Annotated in this window: 23 protein-coding genes; 12 read left to right on the top strand and 11 right to left on the bottom strand. The window is 70.7% G+C overall.

The window, feature by feature from the left end; translation table 11 throughout:
- The first annotated feature begins 17 nt into the window (after positions 1 to 17).
- From DEJ19_RS13750 to DEJ19_RS13735, 4 genes are all read left to right on the top strand, one after another.
- Positions 18 to 1349, top strand: a complete 1332-nt coding sequence (locus DEJ19_RS13750) for an alpha/beta hydrolase (RefSeq protein WP_111234209.1) — start codon at positions 18 to 20, stop codon at positions 1347 to 1349.
- 5 nt (positions 1350 to 1354) lie between these two features.
- On the top strand, positions 1355 to 3853 hold the full coding sequence (locus DEJ19_RS13745; protein ID WP_111234210.1) for a bifunctional lysylphosphatidylglycerol flippase/synthetase MprF: 2499 nt from the start codon (positions 1355 to 1357) through the stop codon (positions 3851 to 3853).
- A gap of 38 nt (positions 3854 to 3891) precedes the next feature.
- Entirely contained in the window at positions 3892 to 4425 is a 534-nt protein-coding gene (locus DEJ19_RS13740) for a hypothetical protein (RefSeq protein ID WP_111234211.1), read from the top strand.
- Between the two features lie 98 nt (positions 4426 to 4523).
- On the top strand, positions 4524 to 4994 hold the full coding sequence (locus tag DEJ19_RS13735; protein WP_146245778.1) for a hypothetical protein: 471 nt from the start codon (positions 4524 to 4526) through the stop codon (positions 4992 to 4994).
- 60 nt (positions 4995 to 5054) lie between these two features.
- Here DEJ19_RS13735 and DEJ19_RS13730 read toward each other — a convergent pair whose 3' ends face one another.
- Complete coding sequence (locus tag DEJ19_RS13730; protein WP_146250729.1) at positions 5055 to 5414, bottom strand: hypothetical protein; 360 nt, start codon at positions 5412 to 5414, stop codon at positions 5055 to 5057.
- Between the two features lie 71 nt (positions 5415 to 5485).
- The gene (locus tag DEJ19_RS13725; RefSeq protein ID WP_111234213.1) at positions 5486 to 6613 is read right to left on the bottom strand and encodes an FAD-dependent monooxygenase; all 1128 of its coding nucleotides are present in this window, start codon (positions 6611 to 6613) and stop codon (positions 5486 to 5488) included.
- A 104-nt stretch (positions 6614 to 6717) separates the two neighbouring features.
- On the opposite strand from DEJ19_RS13725, the gene DEJ19_RS13720 reads away from it, so the two are divergent.
- The gene (locus DEJ19_RS13720; protein ID WP_111234214.1) at positions 6718 to 7350 is read left to right on the top strand and encodes a TetR/AcrR family transcriptional regulator; all 633 of its coding nucleotides are present in this window, start codon (positions 6718 to 6720) and stop codon (positions 7348 to 7350) included.
- Positions 7351 to 7492: 142 nt separating this feature from the next.
- On the top strand, positions 7493 to 8599 hold the full coding sequence (locus DEJ19_RS13715) for an SGNH/GDSL hydrolase family protein (RefSeq protein WP_181441638.1): 1107 nt from the start codon (positions 7493 to 7495) through the stop codon (positions 8597 to 8599).
- A gap of 213 nt (positions 8600 to 8812) precedes the next feature.
- On the opposite strand, the gene DEJ19_RS13710 is transcribed toward DEJ19_RS13715, so the two are convergent.
- Positions 8813 to 9019: a hypothetical protein gene (locus tag DEJ19_RS13710; protein ID WP_181441639.1), complete on the bottom strand. Its 207-nt coding sequence runs from the start codon at positions 9017 to 9019 to the stop codon at positions 8813 to 8815.
- Positions 9020 to 9043: 24 nt separating this feature from the next.
- Between DEJ19_RS13710 and DEJ19_RS13705 the strand changes: the two genes are divergently transcribed.
- Entirely contained in the window at positions 9044 to 9637 is a 594-nt protein-coding gene (locus DEJ19_RS13705) for a TetR/AcrR family transcriptional regulator (RefSeq protein ID WP_111234217.1), read from the top strand.
- 134 nt (positions 9638 to 9771) lie between these two features.
- Here the strand turns inward: DEJ19_RS13705 and DEJ19_RS13700 are convergent, their stop codons facing one another.
- Genes DEJ19_RS13700 through DEJ19_RS13690 form a run of 3 tightly spaced genes read right to left on the bottom strand, consistent with a single transcriptional unit; the run spans position 9772 to position 12341 of the window.
- Positions 9772 to 10128 carry a hypothetical protein gene (locus tag DEJ19_RS13700; RefSeq protein WP_111234218.1) on the bottom strand — a complete coding sequence of 119 codons (357 nt, stop codon included), beginning with the start codon at positions 10126 to 10128 and terminating at the stop codon, positions 9772 to 9774.
- Between the two features lie 3 nt (positions 10129 to 10131).
- A complete protein-coding gene (locus tag DEJ19_RS13695; protein ID WP_111234219.1) occupies positions 10132 to 11697 on the bottom strand; it encodes an FAD-dependent monooxygenase in 1566 nt (521 codons plus the stop codon).
- A gap of 38 nt (positions 11698 to 11735) precedes the next feature.
- Positions 11736 to 12341: a TetR/AcrR family transcriptional regulator gene (locus DEJ19_RS13690; protein ID WP_110865268.1), complete on the bottom strand. Its 606-nt coding sequence runs from the start codon at positions 12339 to 12341 to the stop codon at positions 11736 to 11738.
- A gap of 170 nt (positions 12342 to 12511) precedes the next feature.
- On the opposite strand from DEJ19_RS13690, the gene DEJ19_RS13685 reads away from it, so the two are divergent.
- Positions 12512 to 13030, top strand: a complete 519-nt coding sequence (locus tag DEJ19_RS13685; RefSeq protein WP_111234220.1) for a hypothetical protein — start codon at positions 12512 to 12514, stop codon at positions 13028 to 13030.
- 306 nt (positions 13031 to 13336) lie between these two features.
- Positions 13337 to 13828 carry a hypothetical protein gene (locus tag DEJ19_RS13680; RefSeq protein WP_146250731.1) on the top strand — a complete coding sequence of 164 codons (492 nt, stop codon included), beginning with the start codon at positions 13337 to 13339 and terminating at the stop codon, positions 13826 to 13828.
- Between the two features lie 59 nt (positions 13829 to 13887).
- Here DEJ19_RS13680 and DEJ19_RS13675 read toward each other — a convergent pair whose 3' ends face one another.
- Both DEJ19_RS13675 and DEJ19_RS13670 read right to left on the bottom strand, forming a co-directional pair.
- Positions 13888 to 14868: an alpha/beta hydrolase gene (locus DEJ19_RS13675; protein WP_111234222.1), complete on the bottom strand. Its 981-nt coding sequence runs from the start codon at positions 14866 to 14868 to the stop codon at positions 13888 to 13890.
- Entirely contained in the window at positions 14861 to 16402 is a 1542-nt protein-coding gene (locus tag DEJ19_RS13670; RefSeq protein WP_349775272.1) for an MFS transporter, read from the bottom strand. The genes DEJ19_RS13675 and DEJ19_RS13670 overlap by 8 nt, the downstream gene beginning before the upstream one ends.
- Before the next feature lie 195 nt (positions 16403 to 16597).
- On the opposite strand from DEJ19_RS13670, the gene DEJ19_RS13665 reads away from it, so the two are divergent.
- The 3 genes from DEJ19_RS13665 to DEJ19_RS13655 all read left to right on the top strand — a co-directional run bounded on the left by DEJ19_RS13665 (position 16598) and on the right by DEJ19_RS13655 (position 18652).
- Positions 16598 to 16960, top strand: a complete 363-nt coding sequence (locus DEJ19_RS13665; protein WP_111022117.1) for a hypothetical protein — start codon at positions 16598 to 16600, stop codon at positions 16958 to 16960.
- Between the two features lie 11 nt (positions 16961 to 16971).
- Positions 16972 to 17781 (top strand): hypothetical protein, encoded by an 810-nt coding sequence (locus DEJ19_RS13660; protein ID WP_111234223.1) that lies wholly within the window; start codon positions 16972 to 16974, stop codon positions 17779 to 17781.
- Positions 17782 to 17845: 64 nt separating this feature from the next.
- A complete protein-coding gene (locus DEJ19_RS13655; protein ID WP_111234224.1) occupies positions 17846 to 18652 on the top strand; it encodes an isocitrate lyase/PEP mutase family protein in 807 nt (268 codons plus the stop codon).
- A 99-nt stretch (positions 18653 to 18751) separates the two neighbouring features.
- Here DEJ19_RS13655 and DEJ19_RS13650 read toward each other — a convergent pair whose 3' ends face one another.
- The 3 genes from DEJ19_RS13650 to DEJ19_RS13640 all read right to left on the bottom strand — a co-directional run bounded on the left by DEJ19_RS13650 (position 18752) and on the right by DEJ19_RS13640 (position 22797).
- Positions 18752 to 19696 (bottom strand): family 16 glycosylhydrolase, encoded by a 945-nt coding sequence (locus DEJ19_RS13650; protein WP_258377493.1) that lies wholly within the window; start codon positions 19694 to 19696, stop codon positions 18752 to 18754.
- A gap of 291 nt (positions 19697 to 19987) precedes the next feature.
- Entirely contained in the window at positions 19988 to 21313 is a 1326-nt protein-coding gene (locus DEJ19_RS13645; protein ID WP_181441617.1) for an alpha-hydroxy acid oxidase, read from the bottom strand.
- Positions 21310 to 22797: a rhamnulokinase gene (locus tag DEJ19_RS13640; protein ID WP_111234054.1), complete on the bottom strand. Its 1488-nt coding sequence runs from the start codon at positions 22795 to 22797 to the stop codon at positions 21310 to 21312. The genes DEJ19_RS13645 and DEJ19_RS13640 overlap by 4 nt, the downstream gene beginning before the upstream one ends.
- Positions 22798 to 22821: the final 24 nt, after the last annotated feature.

The following is a 22821-nucleotide window of genomic DNA, read 5'->3' as shown; positions in this document are numbered from 1 at the left end:
GTCCGCCGGGAGGCCCCATGTTCCACGATCTGCTCCGACCCCTGTTCCACGTCGCCGTCGTCACACCGTCCGTGCTCGTCCCGGTCGACGTCGCCGCCGGGCTCCTCACCGTCGCCGCGCTGCTGCCGGCGTTCGGTCGTCACTCCGGGCATCCGGTCCGGGGCCTGCTCTGGCGGCTCGGCGCCGTGGCCGTCGGCGCCGCGATCGGGCTGGTCGCGGTGTGGTGGTTCGGGGACGTGCAGGACCTGTACGGGGTGTCGTTCACCCCGATCACCCGGATGTGGGTGGCCCTTGCCTTCGGCGGTGTCGGGCTCCTCGTCGTGACGGTCGTCCAGGGCGGCTGGCTCCGCCGCGTGCTCGGCGTGCTCGCGGCGGTGGCGGTGGCCCTGGCCACCGTCCTCGGCGTCAACGTCGACTTCGGGGCGTACCGCACGATCGAGCAGGCCGTGACGACCGATCCGTACCCGTCGGGTCCGCTGGGACACGAGACGGGCGTGGGGCGCGCCTCCAGTCCGGTGGTCGACCCGGCCACCTGGCGGGCGCCCGCCGACATGCCGCGACGCGGGAAGGTGCTCTCGGTCACCATCCCGTCGACCGCCTCCCACTTCCAGGCACGGCCGGCGGTGGTGTACCTGCCGCCGGCCGCCCTGACCGAGCGACCACCGACCCTGCCGGTCCTCATCAGCCTGGCCGGGCAACCCGGGCAGCCGAGCGACATGTTCCAGGCCGGTCGGCTCGGCGCGGTGATGGACGCGTTCGCCGAGGCCCACCACGGACTCGCCCCGATCGTCGTCGCGCCGGACCAACTCGGGGCGCCGGACCGGAACCCGATGTGCGTCGACTCCTCGCTCGGCCGTTCCGCGACGTACATCATGACCGACACCACGAACTGGATCCGGCAGCACCTGCGCGTCGGGGCAGCGCCCTCGGCCTGGGGCATCGTCGGGTTTTCGCAGGGAGCCACGTGTGCCATGCAGTTCTCCACCGCACACCCGGACGTGTTCGGCACGACCTTCGCGATCTCGAGCGAGCTGGCACCCCTGAACGGCTCCGTCCAGCACAGCATCCAGTACGGGTTCGGGGGCTCGGCCTCCCGGTACGCCGCGGCGGCACCACGGGCGATCATGCGGGCGCACGGCCGGTACCCCGGGCACCTGACCGTCTTCGCCTACGGCAGCGACGACCGGCCGTACACCGTCTCGACCGGGTTGCTCCGCACTGCTGCCGAAGCCGCCGGCATGCAGACCCGGCTGTTCGTATCCGAGGGCTCCGCCCACGACTGGAACACCGTCCGCTACGCCCTGCGCGTCGGGATGCCCGGCGTCATCGCGCACCTGGGCCTGCGGTGAGCGCGGTGGTCGCCGCCCTCGCGTGGGCGCATCCGAGACGGCTCGTTCCGGCAGCCCGTCGGTACCCGCTGACGAGCGTCGTCTCGGCCCTGACGATCGTCGCCGGCATCGCCGCCGTGGTGCTCAGGTGCCTCGGCACGAAGGACGGTCGGACGCTCGACACACTCGGCGGGACGATGGGTCCGCTCGGCGTGGTCGCGGTGACGAGCAGCGTCGTCGGGTTCCTCGTCACCTTCGTCGCCGTCGTTGTCTGCACCGCGGCGTCCGAACGGCTGCTCGGCTGGCGGCGCACCCTGCTCGCGATGGTCGTCACGACCGTGGTGGGGACCGGGCTCGGCGCCCTGCTGCAGCTGTTCGACGGCGCCCCGGCGAACCGCGGCTTCCTCGTGCACCTGGGACACGTCGGCCCCTGGACCTGGATCGTCGGGACCATCGTCACCGCGAGCGCGTTCGCCGGCGCGCTGTGGCGACGCCGGATCCGGGTGGTGTCGATCGCCGTCGTCGCGGCACTGCTGCTCTACGCCGGACACGCGTCCGACCTGCACGCGGCACTCGCCCTGGTCGTCGGCCTGGTGCTCGGCCGCGTGCTGCGACGGTCGCCGGTGCGGAGCGGCTGGACCCGGAGTTCATCACGCGAGACCCGGGTGCTGCTCGTGGCCGCGGTGACCGTGTCGGCCGTCGGGCCGGTCCTCGCGCTCGTCACCGGTGCCCAGTTCGGGCTGCTCGCCCCGCTCGCCGTGGTGCTCGACACCGGGCCGACCGGCCGGATGCCGCACTGCTCGGTGACCGGGGTGACCGCCAGCTGCGTCCGGGCGCTCGCCGAGGTGCACCCGCACGGCCTGTTCCACTCGCTGCTGGCCGTGATGCCGCTCGTGGTCCTGGCGGTCGGCGCCGTGGGTCTCCGGCGTGGGAGCCGGTTCGCACTGTGGCTCGTCGCGACCGTCGACCTGGTGTCCGGCGTCGCGACCGCCGTCTCGTACGGGGTGCTGCCCGAACGCCACCACGCCGTCGTGCAGCGCCTGGCGTCGGACCACCTCGCGGTCTCGCTCTCGATCGCCGCGTCGGTGCTGGTGCCGATCGCGACCGCCGTGGTGCTCGTCCTGCGCCGCGCGGACTTCCCGGTCCGGACCGACCGGCGACGACTGCGGACCTTCGTCCAGACGGTCGCCGGTTCGGCCGTGGTGCTCGCGGTCGTCGTCGTCGGTGTCGCCGTGGCTTCGGGCGACAGCGTGCGCGAGCCCCTCCACCTGGCGCTCGCCGTGCTCGGCCCGATCGCCCCCGTGACCCTGCCGACGCACCTGGCGCAGGCCGACCCGGCGCTGCGGTTCGTCGTGGGTGTCTCCGGCCCGCTCCTGTGGCTCGCCGTGGCGATCGCCGCGGTCCGGCCGACCGGGGCCGGGCGCTCGGACAGCGACCTCGACGGGCAGGACGCCGCTCGGGTGGCGGCTCGGGCGCTGCTGATCGCGGGCGGTGGCGACACCTTCGGGTGGATGACCACCTGGCCCGGCAACGAGTACTGGTTCACCGAGGACGGCCGTGCCGGTGTCGCCTACCACCGCACCGGCAGCGTCGCCGTGACGACCGGTGGCCCCTTCGGACACGAGGACGCGCGGCTGGCGGCACTCGAGGGCTTCGCACGGGCCGCGGACGACCACGGCTGGACGCCCGTCTTCTACGGCATCGACGCCACCCTCGGCGCTGCACTCGCCCGACTCGGTTGGACGACCCTTCCCGTGGCCGAGGACGCCGACCTCGACCCGCGCACCTGGACGACGACGGGCAAGCGCAAGCAGGACGTCCGCACGGCCGTCAACAAGGCCGCACGATCCGGCACCACCGCACTCTGGTCGGACTGGGCCTCGCTGCCCGGCTCGGTCACGCGCCAGATCGAGGCGATCTCGGAGGAGTGGGTCGCCGAGCGCGAACTGCCCGAGATGGGGTTCACCCTGGGCGGGATCGACGAGATGCGCGACCCCGCCGTCCGGACGCTCGTCGCCCTGGGGTCGGATGGCACCGTGCTCGCCGTCACCAGCTGGCTGCCCGCCTACCGCGCCGGGCAGGTGGTCGGTTGGACGCTCGACGTGATGCGCCGCGCGCCGGACGCCCCGAACGGTGTGATGGAGTTCCTGGTCGCGAGTGCGGTCGACCGGATGCGCGCTGACGGTGCCGAGCGGCTCAGCCTGTCCGCCGCACCGCTCGCATCATCGGCCGAACCGCAGGGCGCCGGGCGGAGCGGCGTCGAATCGGTCCTCGACGTCGTCGGTGGTGCGCTCGAGCCCGTGTACGGGTTCCGCTCGCTGCTGCGCTTCAAGGCGAAGTTCGGGCCAGACCTGCACCCGCTCGTGATGGCGTACCCCGACCCGGTGGCGCTGCCCACGATCGGCGTCGCGATCGTCCGTACCTACTTGCCAGGGTTGTCGCTGCGGCAGGCGGTGGCGATCGTGCGGGAGCGGCGTCCGGCGCACGGGGTCCGGGCCGAGTCGCCGGCGGAACGAGTGGGCTGACCCGGACGGTTCCCCAGCGCCGTCGGTACGTTCGGAGCATGGGAACCGAACGGGCCGACGGACCGGCCGTGGACGAGCACGATCCGTACGAACGCCGCCCCGGGTACGTCACGAGTGCCGACGGCCGGACCGACCGGATGACCACGGACATGTTCGTGGGCGTCGCGGTCGGGTTCGTCCTGGTGATCGTCTTCGGGTTCTTCCAGCTCGTCGAGTGGATCGCGATCGGAGCGGCCGTGGTCATCGGCGGGGCGGTGTGGTTGGTCCTGCGCAGCCGGCGACGGCGTGCAGATCGCCGCGCTGGTCGGTCGCCGGACGCCGTCCCGCGTGCTCGGGACCGGGCGATCGCCGAGGCGAACGGTGGGCGCCGGTTCTTCGTCGCCCAGAACCCGGTCGTCGTCATCGTGATGGGGGCGATCTTCATCGGTGTCGCGGTCGCGCCGCTGCTGTTCGGCGGGTTCTCCGTCGGTCGGATCGTGACCGGGGTCATCGTCGTCGCGAGCGGTGTCGTCTGCATCGTGCAGGGGATCGGCACGCTGCGGGTGCGTCGTCGGGAGCGCAGCGGCGGCTGAACCTGTTCGTGGTGGAGGCCGCTGTCGGTGTCAGGATCCGTCGTTCCACGACATCTCTCAGTGAGCGACCTCTGCTCCGACAGAAGGAGAGACCACCGATGAACACCCGAACCCGCGTCAGCGTCACAGCTTTGGCCGCCTGCGTCATGGTCGCCGCCCTCAGCGGTTGTGCTGCGAGCACCGCGACTCCGCCGCCGTCCGCCACTACGGCGATGACCGGGGACAAGACCCCGGTGCCGTCCCAGTCTCCGACCGCGACCGACGCCGCGACCCCGGTGAACCAACCTCCGTCGACTCCGTCGTCGTCCCCGTCACAAGACCCCGGGACGTCGGCGCTCGCGCAGCACATCTACGACGAGTGCAGCAAGGGGGCCGCGGATGCCGGGGTCACCCTGACGTTCACGAACGACCCGTCGGGGTACCCGGGCAGCGACGGGACCTACCAGCTCATCTACCCCTTCACCTTCGACGACGGGCACACCGACCCGTACGCCGTCTACAACTGCACGCTCACCGACGACACGGTCAACTCCTCGTACGTCAGCAGCGGGATGACCGACAGCCACTGACCATGGTCGGCGACGGCGACGGCGACGGCGCGGGCGTCCGGTGACAGCCCCACCCGCGGGTCAGGGCGGGGCTTCGCGCGACCAGTAGTCCGCTCGGACCACGAGAAGTTCGCCCTGGACCTCCGACGTCAGATTGACGACGCGGGGATCCCACAGCGTCCCGGGCAGCCTCGCGAACGGTTCAGTGCCCAACGTCGTCGACAGTTCGGACGGGCTCACCCCCGACGGCGGCTGCACGGACACGAGCGACCAGCACCCGCCGGACGCGCACTGCTCCTCCTCGTCGACCACCCTGCTCCCGGCCGGCAGGGGGATCGACGCCGTCGCCGGCACGTCGCCTTCCGTCGCGCCCAGGAACAACAGTGCGGTGCGCAGGCCGATGAACAGGACCGCCGCAGCACCCACGATCAGAACGGTCACGACGATCGCTCGTCGGGTGTTCGTCCGGTGCCTGGTCACCTCCGCAGCCTAGGTGGCGGCTCGGGCGGTGGTCAGCGGTCGAGCAGCATCCTGTTGCGCGCATCGATCTGGTCCGCGGTCGCGGGGAAGTAGCTGCTGACACCGATGTGCTCGGCGTCGTGCTGTACCGCGTCGACGACCGGCCGGAGCGCGCGCTCGTAGTCAGCGAATGCCTGCTCGACGTCGCCGTCTGCGTCCCGGAGAGCGTCGTGGAGTGCAGTGGCGCCGATGATGGCGAGCGAGCCGCCCATCCCGGCGGCCGGGGAAGGGCAGTAACCGGCGTCGCCGACGAGTGCGACGCGGCCGGACGTCCACGCCGGCATCTTGATCTGGCTGAGCTTGTCGAAGTAGAAGGTCTCGGCGCCGATGGCTTCGTCGACGTGGTCCGAGAACGGCGAACCGGCCCGGAGCATGTGCTCGCGGAGGATGCGCTTCTGTGCCGCTTCGTCGTGGTGGTCGAAGGGGATCTCCTGCTCGGAGCGGAAGCCGAGGACGAGGTCGGTGGTGGTGTCGTACGAGTTGACCAGCATCGTGACGCCCGGTGCGTTGGTGATCTGGGTTGTCTGCGGTTCGATGACGAGGTCGTCGAGGGTGGCGACGGAGAAGTACGTCCGCAGGAAGTTGCTGTACAGAGCTTCCTGCCCGAAGTGCAGTCGACGCACTGTGGAGTGGTTGCCGTCGCAGCCGAACACCATGGAGAAGTCCCGTTCGGTTCCGTCGCGGAAGGTGACGTGCACGCGCTCTTCGTCGGTCTCGTGCAGGGATGTGACCGAGTTGTTCCACAGCATCTCCACTTCGCCCTCGGTCGCGGCGGCGAGGATGTCGAGCAGGTCGTCGCGGTGGACCTCGTAGCCGTCGCCCGTCGATCCGGCCGAGGGAGGCACGGGATCCATCCGCGCGATGCGGTCTCCCTCCGGCGTCGTGAACTCCGTCACCCGCGGCGCGAGCGCCTTCGCCGAGATCTGCTCGAGCAGGCCCATCCGATCCACGATCGCGATGGTGTCGTCGCGGATGTCGACCGGGGTGCCGCCTCGCTTCAACCCGGAAGCGACCTCGACGATCGAGACGTCGTACCCGAGCCGACGCATCCACAGTGCGGTCGTGAGCCCAGCGAAACTCGCTCCTGCGATGAGTACCTGTTCCTGCTTCTGCGTTGTCATCGATCGTCCTCGTTCTTCGGTATCCACCGAACTTGTAGTGACCCTAAGTTCGGCCAACGTACCAGAACTTTGGGTCACTCAACGTTTCGTGTCAGACTCGGGGGATGGTGGAGTCGAGCGAGGGTGTTCCGTCGGGGCTGCGAGAGCGCAAGAAACGGGAGACCCGCGAGCGCCTGGGTGACGTTGCTGCACGCCTGTTCGCTGAGCACGGGTACGACGAGGTGCCGATGTCAGACGTGGCCCGAGCTGCAGGCGTCTCGGATCAGACCGTCTACAACTACTTCCCGACCAAACCCGATCTGGTGTTCGACCGAGCCGATGAGGTGCTCGAGAAGATCCGAGCTGCGGTTGCGGACCGAGGTGCGCAGCAGTCACCCGCGGAAGCGATGCGCACCATCGTGCTCGAGGACGTCGATCGGTACGTCGCAGAGGACCCGGCCTTGGCGCGAGGGGAGTTCCCAGCGCAGTGCCGGCTCAGCGCGGTGCTCCGGCGACGGGCGCTGGAGTTCTACGACGAAGTCACGTCCGCGGTGGCAGCAGAACTGGCGGACACGGGTTTCGACTCGATGACCCGGCGTGCTCAGGCTGCCGCGCTCGTGGCCGTCGTGCAGCAGACCACCGAGGCCATCGGCGACGCGGTCCTCGCGGACGCCGACCGGGAATCGACCCGCAAGCGCTTGGTGGCCACGGCCGGAGCGGCGCTGGACCACCTGTCCACCTGGTGCGCGCCGGCCTGATCCACGTCGAGGGACAGGGCGGGTGCGCGGAATGCATCCGATGCACCTTGTGGCCCTCTCATGGCGCGGGGCGTCCTACCGACCTACCGTCTACTTGTCAGACGATCGTCTGTCGAATGGACCTCTGGAAGGAACCTGCTCCATGCGTCACGCTCCTCGCCTCCGCCGGACCAACGCGCTGCTGATCACCAGTGGCGTCCTGACGGCGGCAGCGCTCGCTGTCGGGGCAGCCGGGCCCGTCTCCGCGGCCAACGCCGACGGCGCGGCGCCCGCCCAGTCCGTGGCCGCAGTGTCCTCGCTGTCCCGCGGTGACAGCTACGTGGCCCTCGGTGACTCGTACGCGGGCGGCTTCGGCGTCGCCCCCTACGGCTCGGGTCCGGCTGCCGGCTGCTTCCAGTCCACCACCGACTACCCGCACCAGGTCGCAGCATCACTGGGACTCCAGCTCGACGACCGTGCCTGCGCCGGTGCCACCACCGGCAACATCTCCCGGGTCGCGCAGAAGACCGGAGCCGGAAGTGCCACCGCGCCCGTCCAGGCCGACGCGCTCTCCAAGGACACGGACGTCGTCACGGTGTCGATCGGCGGGAACGACCTGGGGTTCTCCGGCGTCATCGCGAACTGCGTCGCACTGGACAAGGCCGGCCCGGTGTTCTCGGAGATCCACGGGAAGACCTACGACCACTGCAAGGACTACTACGCACCGGTCGTGCACGGCGTCACGCGGGATCGTCTCGCATCGCGCATCCGCACGGTCGTGGCACCTCGGCTCGCTGCGACGTTCCGCGTGATCGCGCAGCGTGCTCCGCAGGCGAAGGTGTTCGTCGTCGGCTACCCGATGCTCGCGCCGGGTGCGGCGCAGGCCCCGAAGGGATGCTTCTCGAGTCTCCTCGGTGACTCCGGTCTCGAACCGCCGTTCCCGCAGAACGCGTTCCCCTTCACCGCCACCGACACCGCCTACTTCCACCGCACCCAGAACGCGCTCGACGCAGCGGTCAAGGCTGCGGCGAAGGCTCGTGGGTTCACCTACGTCTCGACGCTCCAGGGCTCTGCCGCGCACACCCCCTGTGCCGCGTCGGGTTCCGCATGGATGGCGGGACTCACCCTGACCGACCGCGGCACCGCCGCGAACAGCACGCCGCTGGCCGGAACGAAGTACAGCATCCTCTTCGGCGCACTCCACCCGAACGCTGCCGGCATCGCGTACCTGCGTGACCAGACCAAGGCCGCGATCGTCGGATCGCGCTGACGCACCAGCGCCTGCTGGTCGCGTCGTCGACGCGACCAGCAGGCGGACGGGAGGCCCGGTGCCAGCTGACACCGGGCCTCCCGTCCGTCTCGTGTGGACCACCGGGCGTCTGTCGTCGCACCGCGGGTCTCACCCGAGATGCAGTGAGCGGCCGGCGTGTGCTGCGTCGGCCGCTCTGGGACATTCCGGCGGGTTCCCGTCGGGGTTGTCGGATCAGAGCCCGCTGATCACTGATTCGAGTCGGAGTTCGCCGTCGCGGGTCTGCATGCCCGCGGCGAGCAGGACGTGCGCGCGGTCGGCCGCGGCCGGAGTGAACAACGGGCCGAGGAGTGCGTTCTCTGCAACCAAGCCTGCACGGGTGATCGGGCTCGGGGCAGCGTTCACCGCCTTCTTGACGGCGGACACGACTGCGGGCTGCAACCCGCCGATCCGGCGGGTCGATGCATGAACCCGATGAGCACGCGAGCGATCGGACGAGCGGCGGTGCGGGACGAGCTGGGGAGCATCGGACTCCGTTGCTTCCTGGAGTCAGGCTTCGAGGCCGTCACGTTCGAGGACCTGGCCGGACGAGCAGGGGTTTCTCGAAGCACCTTCTTGCGCTACTTCGGCAGCAAGGAGGACGTCGTCCTGCATGTCTTCGATCCCCTCGGTGAGCAGATGGCACGGGCCCTCGGGGAGCGTCCGGAGTCGGAGGACACCTGGACTGCGCTTCGTCACGCGGTCAGGCCCGCCGTGGCGCTCATCGAGGACGATTCCGAGGCGGGCTTCGCGCGACTCGACTTGGTCTGGTCGACGCCCGCGTTGTGGGCTCGGCTCCACGAGAAGCAGGCAACCTGGCGAGAAGGACTCGCTGCGGTGCTCGTCGAGCGTGAAGGCAGCAGCCAGTTGCGACGCATCGCGGTGCAGACACTCGTGATGGCCGCCTTGGGTTGCGTCATCGTCGCGTACGACGGATGGGTCGAGAGCGGCGGAGCTGAGCGCCTCGGTGAGCTGGTCGAGGACGCTTTCGCGGCCCTTGCCCAGGGAACGGTTCGCTGACGAGCCTCGAGCGTCCAAGGCAACGTGCGGGGAACAGCGTTCTCCCGTCCCGGGTGCGAATGGTCTTCGGAGACTGCTTCTCCGGAGACGTGTTCTTCTTCACGTACTCTCGCGCGCTTGTGACTGTTCAGCGGTCAGATGAGCAGCCCGATGGTGAGCACGACGATCCCGCCCGCCGTGAGCAGGGCCGGTCCCGCGACCCGGCCGGGAGCGGGCCGTTCCGTCGTACGTGCGAAGAAGGCGGCGACGAGCATCGACGTCGCGCCTCCGTAGATGAGCACGAAGGCTTCGGGGAAGAAGCCGATGATGTGGACCACGAGCCCGGCGAAGACCGTCAATGCCGACGTGAACAGGTGGGCTCTGGAAGCTGCTGGGAGCTCAGGCATTGCTCGTGTTCTGAGGAGAAGGCCGATCAGACACCAGATCGAAGCGGTCGCGAAGAGCGCACCGCTGATCGAGATGATCGCGGCTCCGATCACGTCGAGGTTCACGCGTTACACCGCTCCGGTAGAGCCGTGTTCGGGTGTTCCGAACCAGGCGGCGAGTGCCTCTGTGAGGGAGGCGGGGTCGGTGTGGGACCAGGCGACGAATCCGTCGGGCCGAATCAGCATCGAGGTCTGTTCGTGCGTTGTGGCCAGCGGCACGTAGTCGACGCGGTCGTTCCATGGGGCGATGGTGTCGCGGTACGTGCCGGTCGCGTCGACCAGGATGGGGTGGGCGGTGCGGAGCAGTTCCGGGATTCTGCGGATGGTCCCGTCGGCGAGTTCGACCTGTGATGACGGTGCAAACCATCCGGTGGGGCCGTCGGGGTTCGCGGAGTTCGCGGGGCTCGTGTCGTAGCGGACGTCCGAGCCGGCGAGGAGATCTGCGATGCGCTGCACGGTGGTCGTGTCGGCGAGCATCTCGGCGAAGAGGTCGCGGAGGGCGGTGACATCCGAGCCGGGCGCCATGAGGGCGGTCTGCGCTTGGGTCTGCATGAAGACGCGTTGTCCGAGCGGGCGCCGCTCTGTCTCGTAGGTGTCGAGCAAGCCCGCGGGGGCCCAGCCGCGGAGGCTGGCGGCGAGTTTCCAGGCGAGGTTCGCCGCGTCCTGAAGCGCGAGGTTCAGGCCGGGTCCGCCTGCGGCAGAGTGCACGTGTGCGGCGTCGCCGAGGAGGAAGATCCGCCGGTCGCGGTAGCGGTCAGCGACGCGTGTGTTCCGACCGGTCAGACGGCGCAGCAACGTCGGCTCACCGTCGGCCGGCGCGTTGAGGTCGAGGCGGACGCCGAGGACGCGCTCAAGGCTGTCTTCCATCTCGGTCAATGTCATGGCTGCTCCCTCACCGGGGAAGCTACGGTCAGGCTGGTCCTCCCATTCCGCGGTGTAGACCAGCGGGTGCTCCGGGTCACGGAGGGCGATGGTGACGACGCCGGTTTCAGTGCGGTGGAAGCTCTCCGGGATCTCTCCCAGACCCGCAACGTGCACTTTCCCGGGGCCGGCGGGCGTCAGCTGCTCAGTTGGTGCGATCAGGGCTGTGCGGTCCACGATGTGGTGGTCGGTGTTGCCGGGGAAGCCGATACCGGAGAGCTTCCGAACAGTGCTTCGCGCGCCGTCACTCCCCACGAGGTACTGCGCCGACGCGGTGCTCTCAGCTCCGGTCGCGACGTCGACGAGGTCGACGGTGACGGAGTCGTCGTGTTGGGTGAAGGAGCGCATCTCGACGCCGCGACGGATCGCAACGCCGAGTTCCGCTGCGCGGTCGTTGAGTACGCGCTCGAGGTTGCGCTGGTTGATGTGGAGCAGGTACATCGGGTTGCGGTCGCCGAGCGTGTGGAGCGGCAACGGCAGCGCTCCGAAGAAGAAGCCCGGAGCCGGCTCCGGGACGGCCCGCCCAGCACACCGCTCGAACAAGCCGCGGTGGTCCAGTAGTCGGACGACCTGCCCGGTCAAGCCGTGCGCCTTGTCCCATTGGTTGATCTCGGGGAGGCGTTCGAGGACGAGGGGGTTCGCACCCGCGAGCTTCAGCTCGCAGGCGACGAAGATGCCCACGGGTCCGCCTCCGACGATGACGACGTCGTACATGATGGTCTTCCTTCTGGCGAAGAGTGTGGGATCAGTGGTCAGCGGAGGTGGTCGAAACCGTCGCCGAGGAGTTGGAACGCAGCTCGGAGGATCGGCTGGAGGGGTTGTGGCTCCGCGCGCGCCGCCCAGGACTCCAGCGTTGTCAACAAGGTCGAAAGCGCAGCGGCGGACACCAGACCAGGAATGGGATCCTCCGGTGCTGCGTCTGAGCGCGCCGCGACGGCGGCCGCGAACACTGCGTTCGCTGCGCGGGCACCTCGATCGACGGCTGACTGCATGCCTGGCGTCGACAGCACTGCGAGCAGCCCGCTCTGCTCCTCCCGGGACGGGGTCGTCGTCTCTTCTGCCTCGTACGGCGCGAGCAGCGCCTCCGTGATGGCAGTCCACAACGGCTCCTCGCGCGGCCGCTGGAGCAGATCGTCGGCCGCCGTGCGCACGCGTTGCACGTGGCGGTCCGCGATCGCGTCTTCCTTGCTCGAGAAGTAGTTCCCGAACGTCCGCCTCGACACTCCGACCCGACCGACGATGTCCTCGACACGGATGTTGTCGAGCCCCCGCTCCCGGGCGAGCAACACTGTCGTCACACTCAACGCGTCACGGATCGCTGCCTTCTTCTGCTCACGGAACGAGATCTCGTCTGTCATGCCACCAAACTAGAACAAGTTTGCCCATTGGGCAAGTTTACTCAATGGGCAACTACTGACCTCGGGATCAACGGATCACAGACGGTCGTTCACCAGACACTCATCGACCCGGGGGAGAGCGGCGTGCCCGAGTGGAACGACCGTTGCGCTCGCTCGGTAGCCTCCTGCGCGTGGGCATCTCGGACTTCGACGTTGCACCCAGCGCCGGGTCGCGGTTCGGGGTGGTCGTGCTCGGAGTCGCGAGCGCGGTCGCCGGAGTTCTCGCCGTCATCGGATGGCCGCTGCCCGTCATCTCGTCGACACACGGCCGAGGTCAGCACGCGTGGGCGCGCACCGTCCGTGAAGTCCAAGACTGGTTCGCGCACGACGGGTGGCGGATGTCCGGCGCATCGTGGATCTACGGTGCTCTCGCGGTCGTCGCCCTGGCCGCCGCTGTCATCCTGCGCCATCCTGCCTGGAGCGGCCGCCGCGCGTTGCTGATCATCGTCATTCCGGCCGGGGTGCTCCTCGTGTTGGGCCCCGCGCTCCAGTGGGCTCTCGGGCTGCCATGGTCGAACTACGGAAGCGGATCGGCCGGCGGAACAGCCATCGGCATCCTCGTCACGGTCGTGTGCGGCGCCGTGCTCACGGGGTTCCGTCAGGCCCTGCGGCGAAGAGCCCGCCGCAACGAAGCGGCGCCCGCCCGCTGAGGAGGCCGAGGTCGGAGCAAACGGGGGCTGTGCCGGCGCGAACTCCGAATCGGCGTTGCTGGTTACCGCAAGATCGGTGAGGAACTGTCGTGTGCGCCGGTTGTCCGGCAGTACGGTCCGGGAACAGCCTGACCCGAGGCTGCGAGAAGCCAACCCGAAGGCGACCCGATGGACAACTGCGACGAGCGACGGCCTGGCGCCCTCGCGTTCACGAAGCATCTCGGCGAGCAGTTCGGCGGTGATCTCCGGCGGACAAGAGCAGCTCCGGTCGCGCCACGACTCCACGGCGCGGTGAAGGCGACTGCCGTGCGAGCGCACACCGCCGGCGGCTCGAACGGCGGACTCCGTCAGGTCGTTGCTGCGCCAGTCCCGTTGCGGTTCGAGTTGGCGAGCACGGGGCTGTCCCTCGCCGGCCTGGGTGTCGCGATCGGATGCGGAGTCGCGCGCACGATCGGCCCGCAGGTCCTGCCAGTCGCGAGGATCGCGGATCCCGAGGTGCGCGACGCGGAGCTCGACGAACGCGGCGGGTTCGAGGCACAGCTCGCCGACGTGCTCACGGAGTCCCGGCCTCTCGTCGTCGAACTCGCTGCAGAGGAGCTGGCGGCGGACACCATCGTCATGCCCGTCGTCGGTGATCGTGTCCACTACAGCCGGGGTTCTGGGCACCTCATCGGGCTGCAGGGAGTCGTCGTCGCGTCCGATGAGGGCGAAGCTCTGCCGCGCGGGCTGCGGTCCGTGCAGCTCGACGGTGAGGCGTGGCCGATCGTCGTCACGGTGGTGTCCCTGGACCGGATCTAGCTGGTGCTGCGACTCGGTCCGGGCACGAGCGCCACGATCCGCCCGTGCCGGGACTGCCGTCAGACGGCCGGGCTGAGGAGGCGCCCGGTGAACTCGCACAGAGCCTGCACCGCCCGCTGCGACAGCGTCGCGTCGGGCATCATGCTCGTCGATCCGTGGAACGCTCCCGGCCACACGTGGAGTTCCGACTGGACTCCTGCCGCCCACAGCGAGCTGGCGTAGGCGACGGTCTCGTCGCGGAACACCTCGGTGCTGCCGCAGTCGATGTACGCAGGCGGGAGCCCGGTGAGGTCCGTCGCGCGGCCGGGTGCAGCGTAGATCGACACGTCCTCGCCACCCCGCCGGTCGCCGAGGTAGGCGTCCCAGCCGAACCGTGTCATCTGCCGGTCGGCGACCCCGACACCGTCGAACTGCCGAGCCGACAGCGTCGCGTCGCGGTCGTCGAGCATGGGACTCACGAGCACCTGGCCGATGACGGAGGGCCCCTGTCGGTCGCGGGCGAGGAGGGCGGTGCCGGCGGCGAGACCGGCACCGGCGCTCTGCCCGACGAGGACGATGCGCTCCGGGTCGATGCCGAGTTCGTCGGCGTGCTCAGATGCCCAGACGAGACCGGCGTAGCAGTCCTCGACCGGGTACGGGTCCGGGTGTTCCGGCGCCAGGCGGTAGTCGGGGCTGACCAGGACGACGTCGTGCACCAGCAGCCACTCGTCGTAGGAGTCGAGGTTGCCGAGGTGGTGGCCGAACATCATGCCGCCGCCGTGGATCGCGTAGGCCAGGGCAGCCGTGCCGGTGCGGCCGGTGCGTTGGATCACGGCGAGGTCGATCGGGTCACCGCGGTGCCCCGGGATCGTGATGCTGCTCCGCTCGAGGCCGCGAGCACGCAGTCCTTCGTCGAGCTGCGCCTCGGTCATGTCCAGTTGTCGCATCTGCGGCAGCATCTGCGCCGTGAGGTGGAAGCGGCCTCGCGCGTCCATGGCGGTGAGGAAGGGCACGAACTCGGGATCGAACGGCGGGCGGGGGAGGGCGATGGTGTCAGACACGGGAGGTCTCCTCGGTGATGGTGGTCGGGTCGGTGTGTGCAGGGGTGTGGTCGGCAGGTTGGGACGAGGCCGCGTCCTCTGGTTCGACGGCGGGCCGGGCTCGGAGCATGCCGACCACGACGAGCAGTGCTGCGACCACGGCGAGGCCGAGGCCGGCGACGGTGAGGGCGTCCCGGAAGCCCTCGAGCCGGGCGGTGGTCCAGGCGGTCGTGGTGATGCTCCCGGCGACGAAGGCGGCGACGATGGTCCCCGCCGCGGCGACGGCGGCACCACCCGCGAGCTCGCTCGAGGTGTCGACGAGCGCCGCTCCGACCGAGGTGCGGTCCGCGGGCAGTCCCGTGAGGACGGACGCGCCGGCGACGACGCCGACGACCCGCATGCCGGCGGCGACGAGCACGAGCGCGACGAGCACCCACGGGTACCCGTACCGGCTCAGGGCGCCGAAGACCGCGAGACCGGAGACGACCGAGACGGCGCTCATCCAGGCGGCGCGGCCCAGGCCGACCCGCTGCACGAACGGCCCGACGAAGCGGCCGCCGACGAGCAGCACCACCACCTGCGGCAACGTCCCGACGGCGGCCAGCGCCGGCGGCCAGCCCCAGGCGAACTGCAGCTGCAGGGTCACGAGGTACGACAGTCCCGCGACGGCCAGACCCGACGCGGCCTTGAACGCGAGGCCGCTCGAGACGAGTGGTCGGGCGAGCAGGTGCAGGTCGATCAGCGGGTGCCGCGCGGTCCGCTCGCGGGCGACGAACCCCACGGCGCAGGTGGCGGCGAGGGCGAGGACGGCCCACCCCCACCAGCTGTGGACTCCGGACTCGACCAGGATCGTCGGCGCCACGAGCGCTCCAGCCGTGGTCCCGCTGCCGAGCAGCGCTCCGACCACGTCGACCGGATCGCGACGGAGCCCCGCCGCCTCGTCACAGGCGACACCCAACCGGATGCCGACGAGTGCGAGGACCGCGATGGGCACATCGGCCAGCAGCAGCACCTGCCACGGGGCGACGGCGAGCACGAACCCGCCGACGGTCGGACCGATGGCCAGCCCCACGAGCCCGGCCGTCGAGATGACGGTGAGCGCCCGCACCCGGAGGCCTTCGTCGTCGAAGAGGCGGAACGCCAGCGCCATCGACCCGGGTGTCGTCATCGCCGCGGCGACGCCCATCGCGACGCGCACGGCGATCAGTTGCTCGGTCGACGTGACCACCGCCGTGGCGAGGCTCGCGAGGGCCAGCAGGACGAGCCCGGCGAGCATGACCCGGCGGCGTCCGGTGCGGTCGGCGACGGCGCCGAAGAGGAGCATCAGCCCTCCGAAGGCGACCGAGTAGGCACCTGAGACCCACTGCAGGCCCGTCGTCGACGAGCCCAGATCGCGGCCGATCGTCGGCAGGGCGACGTTGAGCACGGAGTTGTCGAGCATCTCGAACAGGAACACCGCGGACAGCCCGGCGAGGGCGATCCAGGCGTCGCGCAGACGAGGAGAAGAACCACCGGCGGGCACGTGCCCGGTGGTGCGAGCGGGACTGGGGGACACGATGGCGCACTCCTTCGAGGGAAGAAGTGGCGACTCGTTCGATGCCGCGTGCGGGTGCGTCGCAGATCGCGGCGCCTTTTACCTCAGTGATCGAGACCATACACGGACTGCCCACTCGAGGAAATTCCGCGGCGGACGTCCCGGTTGCTGCCGTCGCAGTTCGAGGTGGGAAGTGGCAGGACCTACCCTGGACGGATGCTCTCCCGCCGCGAAGCCGCCGTCCGGCTCGACATCCCCCTCGAGATGGCGACCCGCCACGGCATCCCGTCGCGCCTGAGCGAAGCGGAGCTCGACGCGATCGAGCAGGACCCGCCCGCCTGGCTCGTGCAGTCCCGCGCCAACCGCACCGGCACGAAGAAGGTCTGGACGCGCCTGGAGTGCGTGGTCTGCGGCTTCGACGAAGAGGCGCGCCCGAAGAAGTGGTGGCCCGAGTGGGACTACCTGATGTGCGACTACCACGCCCCGTACCAGGCGCCCGAGCCCACCGCCGGCCTGACGCGGCGTGAGGTCGAGGGCATCGGCAGCCGCTTCATCGCGCTCGTCGACGAGAAGCTCTGAGCAGCAGCACGATGCGCCTGCTGAGCGAGGCATCGCGGGGCGACTGGCTCGTCGCGCGTGCCGGACGCTGGGCGAGTGTCGGTGGCGTCGCGGGCACCGGGTTCGAGGCGTACGCACGACTGTTGCACCCGGTCGGCGCGCACCGGCCGGACCTCGACACCACGGACGAGTGGGGCGATCACCCGGACGTCGAACACACCCGCTGGCGGTGGTCGGAGGTCGCGCGCCGCAACGACCGCGTGATGCACCCCCTGGTGCAGTGGCAACGCCTGACCGACGACGAGCAGACGACGTCGTGGGCCGACGGCTGGCGCGTGGACCAGTCGGACGACGGGTGGTTCGACCCGCAGGACCTCGCCGTCCTCACCACGCACCTGCGGAGCGCGACGTCGACCCCCGGAGACCTGGTCGTCGGAGCGTGGGAGGGAACGGGCGGGCCGCCGTCAGCCGAACGCCGGCACCGGATCCGACGTGCGCGGGCGCTGATGGCCTGGCCCGAGCGGGACACCTGGCTCTTCAGCGCGACCCTGGACGAGCTCGCCGATCCGTCGTGGGCACAGCGGGCGGTCCCGGGTTGGGAGAGCTTCGGGCGGCACGACCAGGTGGCGCCGCACACGACGTTCGTCTGGCCGGAGGACCACGCGTGGGTCGTCGCCGCCGAGGAGGACTGGGACTCGACGATCGTCGCCGGATCGCGCGCGCTCGTCGACGGCGTGCTCGACGACGACCGGTTCGAGGCGTTCGAGGTCCGCGAGGGTGACGACCTGTCGTGGGACGGAGACCTGCTGAACCCACCCAGGTCGTCCCGGACCGAGGGCTGAGCGGCCCCACCGCGTCGTCCGGAATCCGCCAGCTCGTCCGCGCTCGGACCGATGGGATCGAGGGGTGAACACGACTTCGACCAGAGCCGCGACCTTCCACGGACTCCACGACCACCGATCCCGGCCACTCGTCCTCGTCAACGTCTGGGACGCCGCGAGCGCCCGAATCGTCGAGGACGCCGGCGCGACCGCGATCGCCACGACCAGTGCGGGCGTCGCCTGGTCCCTCGGGCGACCGGACGGGAACACCCTGACCCGCGCGGAAGCGATGGACGCGGTCGCGCGGATCGCGGCTTCGGTGTCGGTGCCGGTCACCGTCGACATCGAGTCCGGGTACGCCGACGACGCGGAGGGCGTGGCGCGCACGGTGGACGCGGTGCTCGAAGCGGGCGCCGTCGGGATCAACATCGAGGACGGCAGGTTGCATCCGGATGCGCTCGCCGACCGGATCGGGGCGGCCCGGCGCGCGGCGGAACGAGCCGGGGTGCGCCTGTTCGTCAACGCACGGACCGACGTCCACCTCGCCGGTCTCGTCGATCCCGAACGACTCCTGGCCGAGACGCTCGAGCGTGCTCGTCGCTACCGCGGAGCCGGCGCGGACGGCGTGTTCGTCCCCGGAGTCCGAGACGTCGAGACCATCCGTGCGCTGGTGGAGTCGATCGACGGCCCGGTGAACGTGATGGCCGGTCCGGGGTCGCCGACCGTGGCGGAACTCGCCCGGCTCGGGGTGGCCCGCATCAGTCTCGGTTCCGCCGTCGCGCAGGCCGCGTACGCCGTCGTCCGGCAGGCCACGGCCGAGCTGCGGACCACCGGCACCTACGACTCGCTGGCGGCCGGGGTGGACTACGCGGACCTCAACGCGCTCTTCTGAAAGGCGCGCGACGCCCTGAACGCGACCACGCAGACGGACGGGAGGCCCGGTGCCAGCTGGCACCGGGCCTCCCGTCCGTCTCGGGTGGAGCTGCGGACGCTACTCGGTCGTCGAGACCCAGTCGATGAGCAGGTTGCCCTGCTCGCCCCAGTTGCCGACCTGGAACATGAAGCGGTGCGGGGTCGTCGGCACGTCGTGCGTGACGGTGCCGAGGACCTTGCCGTCGACGCTGTACGTGACGGACTCACCGGGGACCCAGTCGACCTTGTAGGTGTGCCAGTCGCGCCACGAGACGCCGGTGCCGAGCTGGACGCGCTCGGCTTCCTTGCCCGGGGTCATCGAGTGGTGGAACACCGAGGGGCTGTCCTCGAAGTTGCCCTCGGGGAAGTCGATCTCGCCGTCGGCCCACACGTTCGACGTCGGCCACAGCATGAAGGCCGCGCCGTTGCCGTCGCCGCCGGTCGCCTTCGCGCGGACCGAGAACGAGCCACCGACGTGGTCCCAGGCGCCGTCGGAGGAGCCGAAGGTGCCGGCCGCTCCGGCGCCGGTGCCGAGGGCGACGTCCATCACGCCGTCGTGCACCGACACCGTCTTGCTCGGCGCGTAGATGCCCGAGGTGCCGTCGGGGTAGGGCTGCCACGACTGCGGGTACAGCGACTGGACGAGGCCGGTGACGGCGTTCGTGGTGAAGTCCTCGACGAACGAGGCGTCCGGTGCGATCGCGGACAGGTCCGCGGGGGAGGCCTCCGCCTCGGGCGCGGCCTCGGGCTCGGCCTCTGCGTCGGGCGCGGGCTCGGCGACAGGGGCCGAGTCCTCGATCGGCGCGGAGTCCTGCTCGGGCTCCGTGTCCGGGGTCCACTCGTCGGTGGGGGCCGGGGTCTCCGTCTCGTCCGGGGCCGGCGTCGGGGTGGGGTTCACCGGGGCGTTGTGCCAGCGGCGTTCGCCGTCCCAGCCCCACCAGGTGCGGGCGGAGGCGGCGGTGGGGACACCGAGGACCAGGGCGCCGGCGGTCGCGACCGCCAGGATCGCGCGGTGGCGGATCATCGGGTACCCCCTCGGGTGGTCGGGGGTGTGGGGGTGGTCCGTGGGGTCGTGCCGCGCGAGGGCGTGCACGTGCTTCGGGTCGAGATGTCGGGCTCCTCGTGGATGCTCGGGCGCAGGATGCGGGGAGGGACGGACGCACCAGCCGGCCGGATGCCGAGGGTTTCGTTGACACGTCCACGGACATCTTGCATCATTTGTGACCCGTTCGGGGGGCGTCACGGAAATCGACCGACGAACGCCCGGTGTCCGACGCCCGAACGTGCACGATGCAACGAACGGGGAGCCGACCGCTCAGGCCCGGGGGATCGGCTGCAACCGCTGCAGCTGCGTCACGTGCCCCGGCTCGAGCTCGTCGAGCGAGGCCACCCCGAGCAGCCGCATGGTCCGCTCGATCTGCTCGGACAGGATCTGGATCATCCGGTCCACCCCGGCCTCGCCGCCGGCCATCAACCCGTACAGGTAGGCACGGCCGACCATCGTGAACCTCGCGCCGAGGGCCACCGCGGCGACGATGTCGGCGCCGGACATGATGCCCGTGTCGAGGTGCACCTCGGTGTCCTTCCCGACCTCCTTGACCACGGAGGGCAGCAGGTGGAAGGGAACCGGGGCGCGGTCCAGCTGCCGGCCACCGTGGTTCGACAGCGTGATGCCGTCGACGCCCAGGTCGGCCAGACGCTTGGCGTCCGCCAGGGACTGCACGCCCTTCACGACGATCTTGCCCTGCCACTGGTCACGGATCCAGGCGAGGTCCTCGTAGGTGACGGTCGGGTCGAACATGTGGTCGAGCAGCTCGCCGACGGTGCCGGACCAGCGGTCGAGCGACGCGAACGCCAGCGGTTCGGTGGTCAGGAAGTCGAACCACCACCACGGCCGCGGGATCGCGTTCACCACGGTCCGGGCACTCAGCTGCGGCGGGATCGAGAACCCGTTCCGCTTGTCCCGCAGCCGCGCACCCGCGACGGGCACGTCAACGGTGACGAGCAGGGTGTCGAACCCGGCCTGCTGGGCGCGGGAGACCAGCGCCATCGACTTCTCGCGGTCCTTCCACATGTACAGCTGGAACCAGTTGCGCCCGTGCGGGTTGGCGTCGCGGACGTCCTCGATCGCGGTGGTGCCCATCGTGGAGAGCGAGAACGGGATGCCGGCACGTCCGGCGGCCCGGGCGCCGGCCCGCTCGCCCTCGGTCTGCATCATCCGCGTGAAACCCGTTGGCGCGATGCCGAACGGGTACGACACCGGCGCCCCGAGCACCTGACGCGAGGTGTCCACCCGCGACACGTCCCGCAGGATCGCCGGGGTGAACTCGATGTCCTCGAACGCCTGCCGGGCGCGGGCCAGTGAGATCTCCGCCTCGGCCGCACCCTCGGTGTAGTCGAACGCGGCCTTCGGGGTGCGGCGGGCGGCGATGTCCCGCAGGTCCCAGATCGTCAAGGCCTGTTCGAGGCGCTGACGCCGACCCGGCAGCGAAGGCTTCTTGAACTGCATGAGCGGGGCGAGGTCCCGCACCGTCGGCAGCTGCCGCTTGACCCGGGTGCGAGCGGCGGACGCGGAGCCGGTCGCGGGCGCCGGTGCCCCGGTCGCGGGGTCGATCCGGTGCTGGTCGTCGGTCGTGGTCATGCGAGGCTCCTGACGGGGGATCGATCGGGATCGGCGCGCGACGACGCCGACGGGGTGTACCGCACGGGCTCGACGCTCCGTGCGACGATGCTGCGGAGTGCCTCCAGTGAAGCCCCTCCGAGGCCCGCGAGTCCAGCGGCGCGCGCCTGCACCAGCACGTTGCCGAGTGCGGTCGCCTCGACCGGTCCGGCGACGACCGGCAGGCCGGTGCGGTCCGCGGTCAGCTGGCAGAGCAGCCGGTTCTGCGAGCCGCCGCCCACGACGTGCACGACCCGGATGGCCTTGCCGGTCACGTCGGCGATGGTGCGCAGGGTCTCGGCGTACGCCGTCGCGAGTGACTCGAGGATGCTCCGGACGAACTCCGCCCGCGAGGCGGGGGCGCTCAGCCCGTGCGCCGCGCACCACGCGGCGATCCGCGCCGGCATGTCGCCGGGTGCCGTGAACGACTCGTCCGCGGGGTCGAAGACGGGGACCGGGGCGGTGACGGCCGCGGCGGAGGCGAGCAGGGCCTCCAGGTCGACGTGGTCGCCACCGCGCTCCCAGGTGCGGACGCTCTCCGACAGCAGCCACAGTCCGGACACGTTCTTCAGGAACCGGACGCGGCCGTCGACACCGCCCTCGTTCGTGCAGTTCGCGCGTCGTGCCGCGTCCGACAGGACGGGCGCGTCGAGCTCGACGCCGACGAGCGACCACGTGCCCGACGAGATGTAGGCGAAGTCCGGCTCCGTCGCGGGGACCGCGACGACGGCGCTCGCCGTGTCGTGCGAGCCGACCAGGGTCACGTCGGCCTGCCCGCCGACGAGCTCGGCGACGGACGGCAGCAGCGGGCCGAGTCGGTCGCCCGGGTCGCGCAGCGTGGGCAGCAGCCCGGCCGGGAGGCCCGCAGCAGCCCGCACCGCCGGGTCCCACCCACGGGTGGTCGCGTTCAGGGCCCCGGTCGTCGACGCGTTCGTGCGCTCGGCCGCCTCGACCCCCGTCAGCCAGTACCCGAGCAGGTCGGGGACCAGCAGCGCACGCTGCGCGAGCTGCAGCGACGGGTCGGCAGCCCACTGGAACAGGGTGTTGAACGGCAGGTGCTGCAAGCCGTTCCGGGCGTACAGCTCGGTGGCGGCCATCCGGTCGTGCACGGGGACGACACCGCCCTGGTGCCGGTCGTCGCGGTAGTGCGACGGGAGCCCGAGCAGTCGGCCGTCGCGGAGCAGGCCGTAGTCGACCGCCCACGAGTCGATGCCGATGCTGGCGATCGCGGGGTGCTCGGCGAACGCGCGCCGCAGCCCCTCGGTCACCTGTCGGTACAGCTCGACGACGTCCCAGTGCAGGGCGTCGCGGCCGGTGTCGGCGTCGCCCTCGTGCACGGTGACCGGGCCGTTCGGGAACCGGGCGACGTGGTCCATCCGGACCCCGTCGGGGTCGACGTGGCCGACGATCACCCGGCCGCTGGTGGCCCCGAGGTCGACCGCGGCGACGCTGCCGCTGGTGTGCATGCTCTGCTCCTGCTCGGTGTTCGT

It is taken from the genome of Curtobacterium sp. MCSS17_016, assembly GCF_003234255.2.
GTDB lineage: Bacteria > Actinomycetota > Actinomycetes > Actinomycetales > Microbacteriaceae > Curtobacterium > Curtobacterium flaccumfaciens.
The sequence above is the reverse complement of the archived record's forward strand: the minus strand, read 5'-3'. Positions and strand labels throughout refer to the sequence as shown.